Annotated in this window: 13 protein-coding genes and 1 pseudogene; 1 reads left to right on the top strand and 13 read right to left on the bottom strand. The window is 44.3% G+C overall.

Annotation, left to right across the window (positions count from 1 at the left end):
* Positions 1–34: 34 nt before the first annotated feature.
* The 6 genes from phoR to ACFVP7_RS16080 all read right to left on the bottom strand — a co-directional run bounded on the left by phoR (position 35) and on the right by ACFVP7_RS16080 (position 7,037).
* Positions 35–1,774: a sensory box histidine kinase PhoR gene (gene phoR / locus ACFVP7_RS16055; RefSeq protein ID WP_014480538.1), complete on the bottom strand. Its 1,740-nt coding sequence runs from the start codon at positions 1,772–1,774 to the stop codon at positions 35–37.
* Complete coding sequence (gene phoP / locus ACFVP7_RS16060; RefSeq protein WP_003229442.1) at positions 1,767–2,489, bottom strand: two-component system response regulator PhoP; 723 nt, start codon at positions 2,487–2,489, stop codon at positions 1,767–1,769. Before phoP ends, phoR begins: the two co-directional genes overlap by 8 nt.
* A 211-nt stretch (positions 2,490–2,700) precedes the next feature.
* Positions 2,701–3,639, bottom strand: a complete 939-nt coding sequence (gene mdh / locus ACFVP7_RS16065) for a malate dehydrogenase (RefSeq protein ID WP_003237775.1) — start codon at positions 3,637–3,639, stop codon at positions 2,701–2,703.
* Between the two features lie 43 nt (positions 3,640–3,682).
* Positions 3,683–4,954 carry an NADP-dependent isocitrate dehydrogenase gene (gene icd / locus ACFVP7_RS16070; protein ID WP_163131695.1) on the bottom strand — a complete coding sequence of 424 codons (1,272 nt, stop codon included), beginning with the start codon at positions 4,952–4,954 and terminating at the stop codon, positions 3,683–3,685.
* A 165-nt stretch (positions 4,955–5,119) separates the two neighbouring features.
* Complete coding sequence (gene citZ, locus ACFVP7_RS16075) at positions 5,120–6,238, bottom strand: citrate synthase (RefSeq protein ID WP_004398810.1); 1,119 nt, start codon at positions 6,236–6,238, stop codon at positions 5,120–5,122.
* Positions 6,239–6,572: 334 nt separating this feature from the next.
* Entirely contained in the window at positions 6,573–7,037 is a 465-nt protein-coding gene (locus ACFVP7_RS16080; protein WP_004398695.1) for a DUF441 domain-containing protein, read from the bottom strand.
* A gap of 96 nt (positions 7,038–7,133) precedes the next feature.
* Here ACFVP7_RS16080 and ytvI point away from each other — a divergent pair, with 96 nt between their 5' ends.
* Positions 7,134–8,249, top strand: coding sequence for a sporulation integral membrane protein YtvI (gene ytvI, locus ACFVP7_RS16085; protein ID WP_338730673.1), 1,116 nt, complete (start codon positions 7,134–7,136; stop codon positions 8,247–8,249).
* A gap of 32 nt (positions 8,250–8,281) precedes the next feature.
* Here the strand turns inward: ytvI and ACFVP7_RS16090 are convergent.
* The 7 genes and pseudogenes from ACFVP7_RS16090 to dnaE all read right to left on the bottom strand — a co-directional run bounded on the left by ACFVP7_RS16090 (position 8,282) and on the right by dnaE (position 18,591).
* Positions 8,282–8,670, bottom strand: a pseudogene (locus ACFVP7_RS16090) (FxsA family protein).
* Between the two features lie 92 nt (positions 8,671–8,762).
* Positions 8,763–10,520, bottom strand: a complete 1,758-nt coding sequence (gene pyk / locus ACFVP7_RS16095) for a pyruvate kinase (protein ID WP_004398560.1) — start codon at positions 10,518–10,520, stop codon at positions 8,763–8,765.
* A 42-nt stretch (positions 10,521–10,562) separates the two neighbouring features.
* Positions 10,563–11,522, bottom strand: coding sequence for a 6-phosphofructokinase (gene pfkA / locus ACFVP7_RS16100; protein WP_003237788.1), 960 nt, complete (start codon positions 11,520–11,522; stop codon positions 10,563–10,565).
* 183 nt (positions 11,523–11,705) lie between these two features.
* Positions 11,706–12,683, bottom strand: a complete 978-nt coding sequence (accA, locus tag ACFVP7_RS16105; protein ID WP_003229417.1) for an acetyl-CoA carboxylase carboxyl transferase subunit alpha — start codon at positions 12,681–12,683, stop codon at positions 11,706–11,708.
* A complete protein-coding gene (gene accD / locus ACFVP7_RS16110) occupies positions 12,668–13,540 on the bottom strand; it encodes an acetyl-CoA carboxylase, carboxyltransferase subunit beta (RefSeq protein ID WP_003223544.1) in 873 nt (290 codons plus the stop codon). Before accD ends, accA begins: the two co-directional genes overlap by 16 nt.
* A 334-nt stretch (positions 13,541–13,874) precedes the next feature.
* Positions 13,875–15,107 (bottom strand): NADP-dependent malic enzyme, encoded by a 1,233-nt coding sequence (gene maeB / locus ACFVP7_RS16115; RefSeq protein WP_014664951.1) that lies wholly within the window; start codon positions 15,105–15,107, stop codon positions 13,875–13,877.
* Between the two features lie 136 nt (positions 15,108–15,243).
* Entirely contained in the window at positions 15,244–18,591 is a 3,348-nt protein-coding gene (gene dnaE, locus ACFVP7_RS16120; RefSeq protein WP_396582481.1) for a DNA polymerase III subunit alpha, read from the bottom strand.
* Between the last annotated feature and the right edge of the window lie 74 nt (positions 18,592–18,665).

Raw genomic sequence — 18,665 nt, forward strand, 5'->3', positions numbered from 1 at the left:
AGTGCATGAAGATATTGTTAAACCTTTGTAAACATTAGGCGGACTTTTCAGCGGCCCGTTTCAGCGTCACGGTAAAGACAGTTCCCCGTCCAGGCTCGCTTGTGACATCAATTTTCCCTTCATGAGCCTCTATTAAATGCTTGACAATCGCAAGGCCCAGCCCTGTTCCGCCCGAATTCCTGCTTCTGTCTTTATCTACGCGGTAAAAGCGTTCAAAGATGCGCGGAATTTCTTCTTTCTGAATTCCGATTCCAGAATCGGCAACCTCAATCTGAATATCTTTTTCTCTGGGCTTTACATTGATAGCCACGGAGCCCCCCTCAGGCGTGTAGGTTAACGCATTGTTTACGAGATTAAGAAATACCTGTTTCAGCCTGTACGGGTCACCAGATACATATTGAGGGTCTTTCGGGACATTCAGGTGCAAGGAGATGCCTTTCTCATCCGCCTTATGCTTCAGAAGCGTTTCAATCTCAACAAGCATTTTGGCCGGCTCAAACGTTTCGATACTGAGCGTGAAATTTTGCTGCTCGATTTTTGAGAGATCGAGCAAATCCTGAACCAAAGACTGAAGCCTTTCGCTTTCCTTAAGAATAATAGAGAGAAATTCAGAAAGCGCCTCTTTGTCTTCCATCGCCCCATCCAATAACGTCTCCGTAAACCCTTTTATGGACGTAATCGGTGTTTTCAGCTCATGAGAAACATTGGCCACAAAATCCTTCCTCATCTGCTCTAATTTCTTTGTTTCCGTCATGTCATGGAAAACAAGCACAATTCCTTTCCATTCATCGTCCGGCCCCATAATCGGAACGCCGTCCACTTCAAAATAACGCCGTTCTATTTTGATCGGCAGTCTTAACAGCTTGCATTTCTTTGTCTCCGTCATAAAAATGTCTTCGACAAGCTGGATCACTTCTTCATGTTCAAATGCATCGTGATAAAGACGGCGCAGCATATGATTCGGATTGATATGAAACTGCTTGGCGTAAGACCTGTTTACGAGATTAATAAAGCCTCTTCCGTCGATCATAATCAGCCCGGAGCCAATGTTTTCAATGACTGTCAGCAGCCGATCCCGCTGCATTTCCTGCGTTCGCGTCATTTCCATCAGATCAATGGCAAGGCTGTTCATCGCATGTCCTAGCTTATCAGAACGCCTAATATAGCCGCCGTACGTCCGTGCATCGTAGTTGCCCTTAGAGAGTTCTGTGGCTACATTTGTCGCTGACTCAATTGACCTTTTATAACGTGAGGTCATGCTGGAATAAAAATAAACAATGACGATAAATGCGGTACAAAGACTGGCCGTCAGCATCCCCCACAATTCGCCTTTTAAGCCGTCGCTTTTTTCAGAGGCGGAAAGCAGCACATATCCTGTTTTTTCACCTTCGCTTCTAAGTGAAAGTCCGTAATAAAGCTTGTTATCTGTTGTTGACAGAATACCCTCATGGCCAGAAACAAGCGCCTGCACCTTTTGGGAATCAGCCGATCTCCCGTTTGACCCATACAGCACCTTGCCGTCTGTATCAATAACGGATGCGCTCACATCAAGCGCGCCGCCTGCATCTTTAATGATTTTCTCATTTGCTTGATTATTCAGATTGCCGGCATCAAGAAGCGAAGCCAAGTATTTTGCTTCTTTTTCAATGTGTTCCTCTGCTTTCCTTTGATCAGATGTTTCAAAAAGCTGCTGTAAAAACAGCCCGAGGACACAAAACACCAGAATCATACAGACAACGAATACAGAAAAAAGGCGCACACGGTATTTATTCATTCATTTTTGGCTCCTCCAGTTTATACCCCAATCCCCTAATCGTTTTAATGTAGATCGGTTTTTTGGTATTGTTTTCAATTTTGTCGCGAAGATGGCTGATGTGCACATCAACAATTCTCGTATCTCCGGCAAAATCATAATTCCAGACTGCGCTCAGCAGCAGGTCTCTTGTCAGAACTCTGCCTTTATGTCTGCCTAAATACAGCAGCAGTTCGAATTCTTTCGGTGTCAGTTCAAGCTGACTTTCTTTAAAGTACGCTTCATAATGATCAGGCAGGATTTTCAGATCGCCGATTACGATCTGGCCTTCCATTTCATCGTTCTTCATCTCACTAGAGGGCGCAGCTATTTCCGAACGCCTTAAAATCGCTTTGACTCTCGCATTTACTTCCCTTGGACTGAACGGCTTGGTCATATAATCATCAGCACCGAGCTCCAGCCCTAATACTTTGTCGAATTCCTCATCCTTCGCTGTCAGCATTAAAATGGGAAACATCAGTTTTTGCTGTCTCAGCTGCTTGCATACTTCGATTCCGTCCAATTTTGGAAGCATCACATCAAGCACAATCAAATCAGGCTTCTCTGTTTCCGCTTTTTTGAGTGCTTCTTCCCCATCCGAGGCGGTAATGACATCATAGCCTGACCGTTCCAAATTGTACTGTAAAAGAGTAACAATAGATTCTTCATCATCCACAACTAAAATTTTCTTGTTCATGCTGTGCCTCCAGTATTATAATTCCCCGACATCCTATTTCTCTATTTTATGTCATCTTAACATGTTTCATGATTTTATTTTAGCGAAAGCAGGACATTCCGACAATTCGCCTTTTACATCATTTTTAAAAGAAATAAAGATGTGCATGATAGCGCTTTCATATATAGTAAAAAGAGAAAGGCTGTATTAAGCAAGCCTTTCTCTCTTTTTATTAGGATAATACTTTCATGACATTTTTGACAGATTCAACTGATTTATTCAGCTGCGCTCTTTCATAGTCTGTCAGTTCAAGTTCAATGATTTGCTCAAGACCGTTGCCGCCTACAATTGTAGGAACACCAAGGTAGATGCCTTCATAGCCGTATTCCCCTTCAAGATAAGCAATTGTAGGAAGAACGCGGCGCTGATCTTTCAAGATTGCTTCGACCATTTCAGTCAGAGAAGCCGCAGGCGCATAATACGCGCTTCCGTTTCCAAGAAGATTCACGATTTCGCCTCCGCCTTTTCTAGTGCGCTCCACAATTGCGTCAATCCGTTCTTTCGGAATAAGAGTTTCAAGCGGGATACCGCCAGCATAAGAATAACGCACAAGCGGCACCATATCGTCACCGTGTCCGCCGAGTACGAAACCAGTCACATCTTTCACTGACAGGTTTAATTCCTCTGCCACAAATGTTCTGAATCTTGCCGTATCAAGCACACCGGACTGGCCGATTACACGCTCTTTAGGGAAGCCTGATTCTTTGTACACCGCGTATGTCATTGCATCAACAGGATTTGTCAGCACCACAATAATAGAGTCAGGAGAATATTTCACGATTTCCCGCGTAACGCTTCTCATAATCTTTTCGTTTGTAGAGACCAGATCATCTCTGCTCATACCAGGTTTTCTTGCGATACCGGCTGTAATGACTACAATGTCAGAGCCAGCTGTATCCTCGTAATTGGATGTTCCCGTAATTTTTGCGTCAAAGCCTTGAACCGGGCTTGCTTCAAGCATATCAAGCGCTTTTCCCTTTGTCGGGTTCTCCAATTGCGGAATGTCAACAAGAACAACGTCTGCCAGCTCTTTTTGAGCGATTAAAAATGCAGTTGTAGCTCCGGTAAAACCTGCTCCGATAACAGAAACTTTTTTACGAGTATTTCCCATGTCTCTCTTCTCCTTTATGGCTAGTTTTAGGCTTTTTCCTTGCTTAGTCCATGTTTTTGATCAGTTCTTCTCCGAACTCTGAACATTTCACTTCAGTCGCGCCGTCCATTAATCTGGCAAAATCGTAAGTTACGACTTTAGAAGCGATTGTTTTTTCCATAGATTTGATAACCAAATCAGCCGCTTCGTTCCATCCTAAATGCTCAAGAAGCAGAACGCCTGAAAGAATAACTGAAGATGGGTTTACTTTATCAAGGCCTGCATATTTAGGAGCCGTTCCGTGCGTCGCCTCGAAAATCGCATGTCCTGTTTCGTAGTTGATGTTCGCTCCAGGAGCAATGCCGATTCCGCCGACTTGCGCAGCAAGAGCATCAGAAATGTAATCTCCGTTCAAGTTCATTGTCGCAACGACATCAAACTCGTTTGGACGCGTTAAAATCTGCTGAAGGAAAATGTCAGCAATGCTGTCTTTGATAATGATTTTTCCTGCTGCTTCCGCTTCGCTTTGCGCTTTGTTGGCAGCGTCTTTTCCTTGTTCTTCAGCAATGCGGTCATATTGAGCCCACGTGAAGACTTTATCTCCGTATTCTTTTTCAGCAAGTTCATAGCCCCAGTTTTTGAAGGCGCCTTCTGTGAACTTCATGATGTTTCCTTTGTGAACAAGCGTTACAGATTTGCGGCCATGCTCGATCGCATAATCAATGGCAGCTCTGACCAAGCGGCTTGTTCCTTCTTCTGAAACAGGCTTAATGCCGATACCTGATGTCTCAGGGAAACGGATTTTGTTGACGTTTAACTCATTTTGAAGGAAGCTGACAAGCTTTTGCACTTCTTCAGAGCCTTTTGCATACTCGATGCCTGCGTAAATATCTTCTGTATTTTCACGGAAGATGACCATATCAGTATCTTCAGGGCGTTTTACCGGTGACGGCACTCCAGTAAAGTATCTTACAGGTCTTAAGCAGACGAATAGGTCAAGCTCTTGTCTGAGCGCTACGTTCAAAGAACGGATACCGCCGCCGACAGGTGTCGTTAACGGGCCTTTAATCGCGATGAAATATTCGCGGATCACATCTAATGTTTCAGCAGGGAGCCACTCACCTGTTTTATTATAAGCCTTTTCTCCGGCGTAAACTTCTTTCCATGTAATTTTCTTTTCGCCTTTGTATGCTTTTTCTACTGCTGCTTCCAAAACCTTCGAAGCCGCGTTCCAAATATCAGGACCGGTTCCGTCTCCTTCGATAAATGGGATAATCGGGTTGTTTGGTACGTTTAATACTCCGTTAGAGACTGTAATTTTTTCACCTTGTGCCACAATAAAAAACCTCCCAGTATGTAATTCATATTTAGAAAACATTTTATTTTTCTTATATAGAAAATAAAATGATTTTTCCTAACATTCAATTTAAAGTGTAACCCAATTTTGATGTTCTGAACAAGAGGCTAACCTCATTGACGCAAGCCAGCCTCCAATGGTTCTTTAGGCTCTTTCTTCAATCGGAACGAATTTTTGTTTGTCAGGGCCTGTGTAATCTGCCCGCGGGCGGATCAGACGGTTGTTGTCATACTGCTCAAGAATATGAGCGAGCCAGCCGGACATTCTGCTTACAGCAAAAATCGGTGTAAACAAATCATGGTCAATACCGAGGCTGTGATATACAGAAGCCGAATAGAAATCAACGTTAGGCGGAAGCTTTTTCTCTGATGTGACGATGTCTTCTATACGAATGGACATCTCATACCATTTGCTTTCGCCTGTCAGGTTGGTCAGGCGCTTGCTCATTTCTTTCAGATGCTTCGCGCGCGGATCACCATGCTTATACACACGGTGGCCGAATCCCATGATTTTTTCTTTCTTTTCAAGTTTAGCGCGGATGTACGGCTCAGCGTTTTCCACTTCACCGATTTCTGTCAGCATTTTCATAACGCCTTCATTCGCTCCGCCGTGAAGAGGCCCTTTCAGCGCGCCGATTGCTGCAGTAATGCCTGAATAGATGTCAGAAAGTGTTGCGACGCAGACCCTCGCTGTGAACGTTGACGCGTTCAGCTCATGGTCAGCATGTAAAATCAATGCTTTGTTGAAGGCTTCAACCTCAATTGGTGAAGGCTCTTCACCGTTTAATGTGTAAAGAAAATTCTCCGCAATACCGTAATCTTCTCTCGGTTCAACAGGCTCAAGACCCTTGCGAATTCTGGAAAACGCTGCAACCAGGCCAGGCACCTTTGCCTGAAGGCGGATCGCCTTTCTGTAGTTGGCTTCCGGGTTCATGGTATCAGCCTCGCTGTCAAGCAGGCCTAGTAATGAAATTGCTGTCCGAAGAGCAGCCATGGGATGAACATTTTCGAGGGAATAAGATTTGAAGTGCTCAATAATTTCTTGCGGAACGGCAGCTTCCTTTGCAAGCTGCTGCTTTAACTCTTCAAGCTCTTTTTTGTTTGGCAGCCTTAGATGCCAAAGCAAGTAGATGATTTCTTCAAAACTTGCATTCTCTGTCAAATCATCGATATCATACCCCACATATGTAAGGGTATCATCAATAATAGAACTAACAGATGATGTTGTTGCTACAACCCCTTCAAGACCGCGTGTCGCTGTCATATATAACATCTCCTTTTCAATAAATTTCCCCTTTAAGAGTGTTGTAAAAACATGAGGCTTACTTAAAAAGCACGATGCAAGTATTTCTCTCCCCCAAAAAGAAAATGCTTACATTTTACTGGCTGCTGGAACTAAAACCCTTTGCTTATGAAAGAACATAACAAATTCTTATAAGCTTATTTAAGTTTAAGCCTATTCTCATTATAAACAATAATCAGACATTTGTTAAATGTTTACCTATAATTTTTTTTTTCATTCTGTGATTTCCCCGAAAAAACGCCTTTATTTGCGGGTTTTTGCATACAAAAAAAAAGCGGCTTTAAGGCCGCTTTTTTTATGAAGTGAACAGTTTTACGATCTGCATGGCTAAATAAGCAATCCCCGCTCCGATCAACGGTCCCACCGCAACTCCTCCAAAAAGCGCTACTGCAAGAATGGTCCCGATCACGAGAGCAGTTGTAATATGCGGATCATTTTCAAGCAGAGTCAGGCCGTTTTTTGCAATCAGCGCCACTGCGATCCCCGCTCCAAGGGCGATCCATGCGTAGGAAGACCGCATTGCTTCTCCGAGCTGCTTAAATCCGATTTCTCCCGTGGCAATCGGGACAAGAACGGCGATGGTAATAATGGTCACACCCCAGTTAATGCCTTTTGACTGGATGGTCGGAAATAATTTCTGATCAAGCCCAACGATTTTGATGATCAAAAGGACGGATACAGCAAAGAGCAATGATTGGTTTTTTGCGATAAGTGCGATAGCCAAGAGTAAAATTAAAAATAAATTCGCTTGTGTAAACACATGCCATCCCTCCTTTAAGATGAATGTATTCATATTCAGCCGCAGCGTGAATACATATAAAAAATAGGACATGCTGACGAGAGGAGGACCGTTTTCGTGAATCAATCTTATATCACTATTTTTTTCAGAACCCTCTTTGTCATATCAATGACCGCAGGGTTGATAGCTGCGGCCTATTATTCGTTTCCGTTAACTTATCCGTTCCTGATCGCCCTTATTCTTTCATCAGTGATTCATCCTGTTGTCGATTATTTGGACAAAGTGACAGGATTCCCCCGAACGATAAATGTTCTGGGCGTTCTTGCTTTTTTTCTGCTCGCAGCCTTCGGCGTGCTCACCATTCTGGTAGCCGAAATCGTAACGGGAACAGCCTATCTAGCAAAAACGCTGCCTCCGCATATCAGCACGTTTATTTCATATTGCGAAAAATTGTTTACAACTCATATTCAGCCGCTCTATAACGAGTTAACTCTTTTGTTTCAAGAATTGGAAACAAACCAGCAGGCTTCCATCGTCACTCATATCCAGACGCTCGGTGATTCTGCCGCTAAAAATGCCGGGCTCCTGCTGTCCCACATTCTAGAGATGATCCCGAGATTTTTCGCTCTTCTTCCCAATACGGCGGCGGTTCTGATTTTTTCTCTTCTGGCAACCTTTTTTATGACAAAGGATTGGCATAAGCTGAAAGCCATGCTTGTTTTAATTCTGCCGGATCGTGTGACAGCTAACAGCAAAGCGATCAGCAGCGAATTAAAAAAAGCAATGACTGGTTTTATCAAAGCACAAGCCGTCCTCGTTTTCATCACGATGGTGATTGTATTTATCGGCCTTTCTCTCTTAAAGGTTGAACACGCCGCAACAATTGCTTTTTTAATCGGGCTTGTAGATCTTCTCCCTTACTTAGGTGCCGGCTCCGTATTTGTGCCCTGGATTTTGTATTTATCGATTACGGGCCAGCTGCCCCAAGCAATCGGAATTGGTATCCTGTACCTCGTCGTTCTTATTCAGCGGCAGCTGACAGAGCCCAAGATACTAAGTAAATCTATCGGGATCGATCCGCTGGCAACACTCATCGCCCTGTTTGCCGGCTTTAAATTATTCGGGTTTTTAGGACTGATTGCGGGACCGGCTGTACTCGTCATCATCCAAGCTTTCATCACAACAGGCGCATTAAAAGAAATATGGTCCTATATCACCGTTCAGCAAAAATAAAACGGCAGCCGTTTTTTCATGGCTGCCGTTTTTTATTTGATGATGATCCGCTTATTCTTCGACATACCTCTCAGCCATTTGAACAGAATCGGCTTACACCAGCCGCGGGTAAACGGGATAAGAAGACAGGCGCCGGCCAAATCTGATAAAAAGCCCGGAAGCATCAGCAATAGACCGCCAATGAAAATGCACAGACCGTCAGCAATCGCTTCTCCCGGCATTTTGCCATATTGAAGATCACGCTGAACCTTATAATACACTTCGGTTCCTTGTTTTTTTGCAGCTGCTGCGCCGATAATGCCAGTCAGAATCATGAATAGAACTGTCGGTAAAATGAAATGCCAATCAACTTGCCTAAAAATAGGAATATGCCGATTTCTATTGCCGGAAACACAATAAAAAGCAAAAACAAAAATCTCATATCCAAGCCCCCCACACGTGTAACACGTTCTGTTCAACAAAAGGCATGATAAAGAGAAAAGGAAGGGATTCCCCTTCCATTTTCACCTGTAATTAAAGAACGCTCGCACGGCCTTGATAGACTGCGCCTCTGGAAGCGTCAACTGTAATATCCTGGCCATCTGTCAAAATAGATGTCGCATTTTCCAGACCCACGATAACCGGGATGCCAAGGCTTAATCCGACTACCGCAGCATGGCTAGTCAAACCGCCTTCTTCTGTAATAAGAGCAGACGCTTTTTCAAGAGATGCAATCATATCACGGTCAGTGCTTTTGGTAACAAGTACCGCACCGTCAGTCATTTTTTGCTCAGCTTCTTTTGCATTTTGTGCAACGACAACCGGACCGTAAGCTGATTTGCGTCCAATGCCTTGGCCTTTAGCGATGATATCGCCGACAGTATGAACCTTCATTAAGTTCGTAGTGCCGGACTCACCGACAGTGCCAGCTGTAATAACGATAAGATCGCCGTGTTTTACAATTCCGCTGTTCAATGATTTTTGGACAGCATCCTCAAGCATCTCATCTGTTGAGCTCGCATTTTGGCCGCTTTCCGCGAATACGCCAGATACGAGGGCAAGCTTTCTGGAAATAGAGTCATTTACAGTAACCGCAACAATCGGAGCCTGCGGACGGTATTTTGCAATCATACGTGCTGTATGGCCGCTTTCTGTCGGCGTTACGATCGCAGCAGCATTCAGGTTAATCGCCGTATGTGCGACAGATTGTCCAATTGCGTCTGTAATTGTCATGCCCACTTGGTCTCTGCGTTTTGAGAGAATTTCTTTATAATTTAAAGCTTCTTCAGAACGGGACGCGATGTTATGCATTGTTTGAACTGCTTCAACCGGGTAACTTCCGGCAGCAGTTTCACCAGAAAGCATGATCGCATCTGTTCCGTCGAAGATCGCGTTTGCAACGTCACTTGCTTCCGCACGAGTCGGACGCGGGTTGCGCTGCATGCTGTCAAGCATTTGTGTCGCTGTAATAACAGGTTTGCCCAGCGCGTTGCATTTTTTGATCAGTTCTTTTTGCACAAGCGGCACTTCTTCAGCTGGAATTTCCACACCTAAGTCTCCGCGTGCAACCATTAAGCCGTCAGACACTTCGAGAATCGCATCGATGTTGTCAACGCCCTCTTGGTTTTCGATTTTAGGGATGATTTGAATATCCTGAGCGTTGTGCTCTTCAAGAAGCTCACGGATTTCGAGCACATCCGTGGAACGTCGAATGAAAGATGGTGCGATGAAGTCTACTCCTTGCTCAATACCGAAAACGATGTCTCGCGCATCCTTTTCAGTAATCCCCGGAAGATTGACACTTACGCCCGGTACGTTAACACCTTTTTTATTTTTGAGTGTTCCGTTGTTTAATACTTTTGTTTTGATTTCGCGTTTAGCGGCATCTACATCAAGTACCTCAAGACCGATAAGGCCGTCATCTAACAGAATCGTTGAACCTTGTTCAACGTCATGGACTAAACCTTCATATGTCACTGAAATTTTATCTGTTGTTCCTACAACCTCGTCCATTGAAATAATGAGCTCTTTGCCTGTTTCAAGCTCAATACCGCCGTTTTCCATTGTATGTGTGCGGATTTCAGGACCTTTTGTATCAAGCAGAATTCCAACGTTCTTGCCAAGTTTTTTACTTGCTTCGCGGATATTTTTAATTCTTGCACCGTGCTCCTCAAAATCTCCGTGAGAAAAGTTTAATCGAGCCACGTTCATTCCTGACTCCATTAATTTCGTAAGCATTTCAATACTTTCACTTGCCGGACCGATGGTACAAACAATTTTAGTTTTTCTCATTTGGTTCACTTCCTTCTGAAATCTTCAGCCTTCAGCTGTACATTAGATAGACAGTTCTTTTGAAAGCTGATACATGTTTTGCTCAACTGTGTGTTTTGTCTCAAGTATTTCTATAATATCATGGTCTACAAGCTTATTGTTTTGTATACCTACACAGCGTCCGCCTTTTCCTTCAAGCAGCAGTTCAACTGCATATGCGCCGAGACGGCTTGCTAACACACGGTCAGCAGCACTCGGAGAACCTCCGCGCTGGATATGGCCCAATACAGATACCCTAGTTTCAAGATTTGTTTCTTCTTCAATGCGTTTCCCGAATTCAACACCGCTGCCTACACCTTCGGCAACAATAATAATACTGTGCTTCTTGCCGCGTTCGTGGCCGCGTTTTAAGCGGGCAATGATTTCGTGCATGTCATAGTCTGCCTCAGGGATTAAGATCGATTCTGCGCCCCCTGCAAGACCGGCCCACAATGCGATATCGCCGGCATGACGGCCCATTACTTCGATTACATATGTACGTTCATGAGAAGTCGCTGTATCGCGAATCTTATCAATTGCGTCAATTACTGTATTTAAAGCTGTATCGAAACCGATTGTAAAATCAGTGCCCGGAATGTCATTATCAATTGTACCCGGTACACCTACACATGGAAACCCGTGTTCCGTTAATTTTTTCGCACCCATATATGAACCGTCTCCGCCGATAACAACAAGGCCTTCAATACCAAGCTTCTTCAAGTTTTCTATCCCTTTTTCACGGCCTTCAACTGTTTTGAATTCAGGACATCTTGCCGTATAAAGCTTAGTTCCTCCACGATGTATAATATCGCCTACTGATCCGAGTTCAAGCTTTTCAATCTTTCCGCTGATCAATCCCGCGTATCCGTTGTAAATACCGTAAACTTCAACGTCATGATAGATCGCTTTTCTGACTACTGCGCGAACTGCTGCGTTCATTCCCGGGGAATCCCCGCCGCTCGTTAATACCCCTATACGTTTCATTCTCCATTCACCTCAGCAACATATATGATTAAACATAACATGATCATTGCCCTAAAAACAATGAAAAGGGATCTCCATCCTCCCTATGAAACCTTACCTATTATACAATTAAATAAATTGTTTTTAAATAAAATTTAAGGAATGTCACAAAAAATAAACGTGAGCCAAAGGCTTCACGTTTATTTAGTTTACCCCGATATATTGATCTTCAACCGAGACTTTGCCAATTGCTTTATATTTTTCATAGCGCTGCTGAACTAATTCTTCTTCGCTCAGCTTCAGCAAAGTTTTTAACGATTGTTTAAGGGTTTCGTCCATATAGCTTGCCTGCAGCTTCACATCATGGTGCGCTCCGCCTTTTACTTCTTTAATCATATGATCTATAATACCTAATTCTTTTAAATCCGGCGCAGTGATTTTCATTGTTTCTGCTGCTTTTTTAGCAAGACTGGAGTCCTTCCATAAAAGTGCCGCGGCACCTTCCGGAGAAATAACAGAATAAGTAGAGTTTTCCAGCATATGCAAGTGATTCCCTACACCCAGACCAAGGGCTCCGCCGCTTCCGCCTTCACCGATGACGATGCAGATAACAGGCACTCGAAGGCCGGCCATCTCAAACAGGTTTTTGGCAATAGCTTCACTTTGTCCTCTTTCTTCAGCTGCTCGTCCAGGGTATGCCCCCTTCGTATCAATAAAACAGATAATTGGTCTGTTAAATTTGTCAGCCTGTTTCATCAGACGAAGCGCTTTTCTGTAGCCTTCAGGATGCGGCATCCCAAAATTGCGGACTAGGTTTTCCTTCGTGTCTTTGCCGCGCTGATGCCCGATTACCGTTACAGGGAGGCCGTGGAACTTCGCAATCCCGCCGACAATGGCTTCATCGTCCCCGTACGCTCTGTCTCCGTGACATTCAAAAAAGTCGGTAAACAGGTGTTCGATATAATCAAGAGTTGTCGGACGGTCCGCCAGACGCGCGATTTGAACCCGGTCCCACGGCTTCAAATTTTTGTAAATATCATCCTGAAGCTTAGCGAGACGGTCTTCGAGCCGTTCGATTTCCGCACTTAGATCCATATCGGAATCTTGGGTGAATTTTTTTAGTTCGGCGATTTTGGTTTGCAGTTCAATCACCGGTTTTTCAAATTCTAATCTTGGAGCCACTCAATGTCACCTCCTGTTTGATGCATATCCAGCAGATTTTCTAACGTTTTTTTCATATCGTCGCGATGAATAACCGCATCAAGCTGTCCATGTTTTAATAAAAATTCAGCCGTTTGGAAGTCCTCAGGCAGTTTTTCTCCTATTGTCTGTTCAATAATCCGTCTTCCGGCAAAACCGATCAGCGCGCCAGGCTCAGCGAAATTGTAATCGCCAAGGGATGCAAAGCTTGCTGATACGCCCCCGGTAGTCGGATGCGTCATTACTGAAATAATAAGACCCTGTTCTTCACTGAACAGTTTTAACGCAGAGCTTGTCTTAGCCATCTGCATCAAACTTAATACGCCTTCCTGCATTCTAGCGCCGCCTGAAGCCGTAAAAATAATAAACGGAACTTTATCAGCTTTTGCTTTTTCAATCGCAAGCGTGATTTTTTCACCGACGACTGAACCCATGCTGCCCATTCTGAATGAAGAGTCCATGACGGCGACAACAGCCGGGTGTCCGCCGATGGTGCCTTTGCCTGTCACAACAGCCTCGTTTAAGGATGTTTTCTCGCGATCTTTTTCAAGCTTTTCCAGATATCCCGGGAAACCAAGCGGATTTTCCGAGAGCATTCCCTGATTGAATTCCTCAAAGGATTGTTCATCCATCAAGCTTTCGATACGCTGTTTTGCGTTCATTGGGAAATGATAATCGCAGTTCATGCATACCCGCATATTTTTATCCAACTCTTTAGTGAGCATGATTTTTTTACACTTAGGACATTTTGTCATAATGCCTTCCGGAACATCGTGCTTCGCTTGATCAGATGGTACGGAAGCATACTTTTTCTTTTTCGTGAATATATCCTTTAACAAATGATTACCTCCCTTTTGTGAAGGGTTCTCTTCACCGCATGTCATCAAACAGATAGACTTGCTAATAACTTTACCGAAACTATTGTACTTTTTTTGTCAAACGCTGTCATCCTCAATTCGACAACTTTTTATTCGATGACGTGCTCGGAAAGGCTTGTATGAAATCAGATAAGGTGTTGAAACGACAAGGTTGACAGCGCATTCAAAAATAATGTTAAACCCGGCTGAAATTTTTTTAAGGCTAACCCCCTAAAAAAATTTCAGCCGTCAGTTTAACTTGAGAACAGCGCGCCGGTCTTCGCCAACGCGCTGCCATTTTTGGAATGAATTAAAATTATTCACCAATAATCGTAAGTTTTCTTGTTTTTTCTGCGACTTCCTCAGGGTCAACAGTGATTCTTGCAACACCTGTTTCCATCGCAGCCTTTGCCACAGCCTTCGCAACAGCAGGCGCAACACGTTTATCAAACGGTGCAGGGATGACATAATCTGCGCTAAGCTCATCTTCTGACACCAGTGAAGCAATAGCTTCAACCGCTGCGATTTTCATTTCCTCGTTAATATGAGTGGCACGCACATCAAGCGCTCCGCGGAAAATACCAGGGAATGCAAGAACATTGTTTACTTGGTTCGGGAAGTCAGAACGGCCAGTTCCGATAACGCTTGCTCCGGCTTCACGCGCATCTTCCGGCATGATTTCCGGATTTGGATTTGCCATTGCAAAGATAATCGGATCTTTTGCCATGCTTTGAACCATTTCTTTTGTTAACGCGCCTGCTACAGAGACACCGATAAATACGTCAGCATCAACGATGACATCTTTCAGAGAACCGTCTTTGCGATCTTGGTTCGTGAACTTCGCCACTTCATTTTTGACATCGTTCATGCCGTTCGGGCGCCCTTCATAAATGGCCCCTTTGGAATCGCACATCACAATGTCGCGAACGCCATAATGATGAAGAAGCTTGATAATCGCAATGCCAGCCGCACCCGCGCCGTTTGCGACAACTTTAATGGATGACATGGATTTTCCAGACAGTTTCAGCGCGTTCACAAGACCTGCTACGGTTACAATGGCAGTACCGTGCTGATCATCATGGAAAACCGGGATGTTTGTTTCTTTTTTGAGGCGCTCTTCAATGATAAAGCAGTTTGGCGCTGCAATATCTTCAAGGTTGACGCCGCCAAATGTAGGTTCCAACAATTTTACAGTTTCAACGATTTTATCAACATCGTTTGTGTTTAAAGCAATCGGGAACGCATCTACGCCCGCAAAGCTTTTGAAAAGAACTGCTTTCCCTTCCATAACAGGAAGCGCCGCTTCAGGGCCGATGTTTCCAAGGCCAAGTACAGCTGTACCGTCAGTTACAACTGCTACCATGTTCCCCTTCATTGTATAATCATATACTTTGTTAATGTCTTCATGAATATCCTTACACGGTTCTGCAACACCCGGAGAATACGCGAGGCTTAGATCTTTCGCATTTCTGACCTCTACTTTTGATTTAGACTCCAGTTTCCCCTGGTTGACTTTATGCAGGTGTAATGCTTCTTCTCTTAATGACATTCTCCTAAACACTCCTTATGGATATTTTTTGATTCGTATACTGCTGCGTTGATTGCTGCATTCTGCGGAGTAAATCTATCTGAATATTTAAACAGGATCACATAATTGCTCCAATTGTATAACAAAAAGCGAATCGTTACCACTGTTTTAAAACGACGTTTTTTTGACCCAACAGCTCTTTTAAGCGATATAACACCTGGTGATCTGCATTGATATGGAACGACTCAGGTAGCTTAATCGTCTGTTTTTGCCTTTCATAATAGAGATAAACGCCTGTTTCCCCTTTATGCTCCAGCAAAATGCGCTTAATCTTTGCCAGGATCTCCTGGCTGTGCTGACTGCTTTCTATTTTTATATAAACCGATGGCGCTTTTTCTGCATCCATATTTTCTAATAATTCTGCCCGGGACATGATGAATTGGATCTTATCTTGTCTAACTTCACATTTCCCCGCTGTGAACAAAAGAGCGCCTTCTCTTAAAACGGGAGAAAGCTGTCTGAATTGTTCAGGGAAGACTACGGCTTCCATCTCGCCGGTTTCATCACTGAGCGTTAAAAACGCCATGTTTTGACCTGTTTTCGTCCGAATCGTTTTGATCTTCGACAGCAGAACGCCTAGTGAAAGCTGCCTTTTGACTGCCCGCTGAGCCTGCAGAATGGAGACTGCTCCTTGCGCAGTGAGCTGTTTTCGGAAGGCGGAGAGGGGATGATTTGAAAAATAAATGCCAAGCGTTTCCTTTTCAAACGCAAGTAAATCCACCAGAGGAAGCTCCTCCGTCTCCACATACTTCGGCTTAATTGAAAACGATTCATCTAAAAACAATCCCATTTGGTCATCGTCCGCGGCGAATAGCTCAGCATGTTCCAAAGCAACATCAATGGATGCGAGCAGCGTGGCCCGGTTTTGGCCGAATTCGTCCATCGCACCAGAAAAGATAAGTGCTTCAAGCATTTTGCGATTTACGCTTTTTGACGGCACGCGAAAGCAGAAATCGAAAAGATCTTCAAATGGTTTCTCTTTTCTTGCTTTATATATATCTTTGACTGCTGAGACGCCTACACTTTTTATTGCGCGGAGGCTGTATCTGACAGATCCGTTTTCAACTGTAAACGGAAAACTGCTTTTATTCACTGACGGAGGAAGGATACGAATCCCGCTCCCCTTTGCTTCGTAAAGATATTGAGAGATTTTATCCTCATTGCCAATGACGCTTGTCAGCAATCCGCACATAAAATATAACGGATAATGAGCTTTCAAATACGCAAGCTGGCACCCGATCATGCTGTATGCCACCGCATGGCTTCGGTTAAAGCCATAGTTTGCGAATTTGACGATTAAATCGTAGACCTCATTTGCAGTGTCTACAGAATACTCCTTTTTTAAGCACCCTTCAACAAAATGGCTTCGCTCTCTGTCCAGGATTTCTTTTTTCTTTTTGCTGACTGCCCTTCTCAATAGGTCCGCTTCGCCTAAAGAAAACCCCGCCATACGGGAAGCAATCATCATAATTTGTTCCTGATACACAATGACGCCATATGTATCTTCCAAAATGCTCCTTAAATCTTCATGAGGATAGTGAACAGGCGACCGGCCGTGTTTACGGTCGATAAATAACGGAATATTTTCCATCGGACCCGGCCGGTACAGTGCATTGACTGCCACAATATCTTCTAGGTCCGAAGGTTTCAGCCGTTTCAAGACGCTTCTCATCCCTGCAGATTCAAGCTGGAAAATACCTGTCGTATCCCCTTTTGACAGCAAGGAGAACGTTTTGTCATCGCTGTAGGAAATACTTGAAAGCTCTATTTTAATATTTTCTTCTTTTTCAATCATTGAAGTGATGGATTCAATAAGTGTCAGGTTCCTCAAACCTAAGAAATCCATTTTTAAAAGGCCCAAGTCTTCAAGATGGTCCATCGCGTATTGCGTTAAATAGATCCCTTCATGCCCTTCTTGAAGCGGAACAACATCTGTTAACGGTTCTTCACTCAGGACAACGCCCGCTGCGTGGGTTGATGCATGCCTTGGCAGCCCTTCTATTTTCCGGGCAATTGAATAGACTTGCTGAAGCAGGCTTGACTCCCGAAGCCGCTTATCCAGCTGCGGTGACTGCTGTCTCGCTTCATCCAGCGTCATGCCCGGTCTTGAAGGAATGAGTTTTGCAAGCTGATCTGCCTCCTTCGGGCTGACGCCGAATACTCTGCCGACGTCCCGGAGCGCCGCCTTTGCCGCAAGTGTTCCAAAGGTGATAATCTGAGCGACGTGCATTGCACCGTATTTCTGCTGAACATATTGAATGACTTCATCCCTTCTAGTATCGGGAAAGTCAATATCAATATCCGGCATGCTGACGCGTTCGGGATTTAAAAATCTTTCAAACAGAAGGTGATGCTTAATCGGGTCAACATCTGTGATATACAGCACATATGCCACAAGAGAACCTGCCGCAGAACCCCTTCCCGGTCCTGTAACAATCCCTTTTTCATGGGCGTGCTTCATAAAATCCCACACGATCAGAAAGTAATCGCTGAACTTCATCCGCTTGATGACATCAAGCTCATATTGAAGACGGCGAAGGTATCGTTCATCAGGCTTGCCGAAACGGCTGCTTAGTCCCTCCATACAGATATCCGTTAAATAATCATCAGCGGACGTTCCGTCTGGGGTCGGAAAAGACGGTAGACGGGTCTGCCCGAGACTGACGTCAACCCGGCATTGTTCCGCGATCTCTACAGAAGCTTGCAGTGCCTCGGGATGCTCTCGATAAATGTTTTGCATTTCTTCGAGTGGTTTCAAATCGAGATCAGGCAAATCTTCAGCGGGTGCATCCGTCAGTTTTTCCCCCGCTTTAATCGCTTTCAGACAACGGTAGGCAGCCTTATCTTCCTTCCTTATGTAATGCACATCGCCTGTGGCCGTAACAGGGATACCCGTTTCTTCTGACAGCTTTAGAATCTGCTCAGACAAGACTTGATTCCCTTTAAAAGGCTGATAGGAGAAATAAAAAGCTCCCTTTCCGAATATAGACTGAAATTCCAGCGAGGCTTGAGCAGCCTGTTCGAACAGCCCTCCTTCAAGAAGCGTTTCAATATATCCTTTTTCGCCGGGCGTTATTGCGATAATCCCTTCTCGATAACTGTGAAGCCATTTCGGCTTCAGTCCGCCTTTTGATTTAGATTGCAGAACGCTGCTGATTTTCAGCAGGTTTTGATAGCCTGTATTTGATTTTGCCAGCAGGACGAGCGGGTATGCTTCAAGCTCGCTGTCATCTGTAAAAACAGAAGCCGTCAAACCGATTATTGGGTTGATCCCTCTCGCCTTGCAAGCTTTATAAAATTGAATAGCTCCGTACATGACATGATCATCTGTCAGCGCCAAAGACGCATATCCGAGCCTGTCAGCTTCACTGACGAGCTCTTCCACAGCCGCGGCGCTGTTTAGCAGGCTATACCCGCTATGCACTTGCAGGTGAACAAAAGACATGCTATCACCTCTTTCTCATTACGATTCATTTCTTCCCTCATTATAAGGCCGGTTTCCAAAAGAAACAAATGTTC

The organism is Bacillus sp. SG20033 (assembly GCF_044570195.1).
GTDB lineage: Bacteria > Bacillota > Bacilli > Bacillales > Bacillaceae > Bacillus > Bacillus subtilis.

Excerpts from the sequence above, each read along its gene's own strand:
- phoR (WP_014480538.1), bottom strand. The coding sequence starts at position 1,774 with ATGAATAAATACCGTGTGCGCCTTTTTTCTGTATTCGTTGTCTGTATG.
- phoP (WP_003229442.1), bottom strand. The coding sequence starts at position 2,489 with ATGAACAAGAAAATTTTAGTTGTGGATGATGAAGAATCTATTGTTACT.
- mdh (WP_003237775.1), bottom strand. The coding sequence starts at position 3,639 with ATGGGAAATACTCGTAAAAAAGTTTCTGTTATCGGAGCAGGTTTTACC.
- citZ (WP_004398810.1), bottom strand. The coding sequence starts at position 6,238 with ATGACAGCGACACGCGGTCTTGAAGGGGTTGTAGCAACAACATCATCT.
- pyk (WP_004398560.1), bottom strand. The coding sequence starts at position 10,520 with ATGAGAAAAACTAAAATTGTTTGTACCATCGGTCCGGCAAGTGAAAGT.
- pfkA (WP_003237788.1), bottom strand. The coding sequence starts at position 11,522 with ATGAAACGTATAGGGGTATTAACGAGCGGCGGGGATTCCCCGGGAATG.
- maeB (WP_014664951.1), bottom strand. The coding sequence starts at position 15,107 with ATGTCATTAAGAGAAGAAGCATTACACCTGCATAAAGTCAACCAGGGG.
- dnaE (WP_396582481.1), bottom strand. The coding sequence starts at position 18,591 with ATGTCTTTTGTTCACCTGCAAGTGCATAGCGGGTATAGCCTGCTAAAC.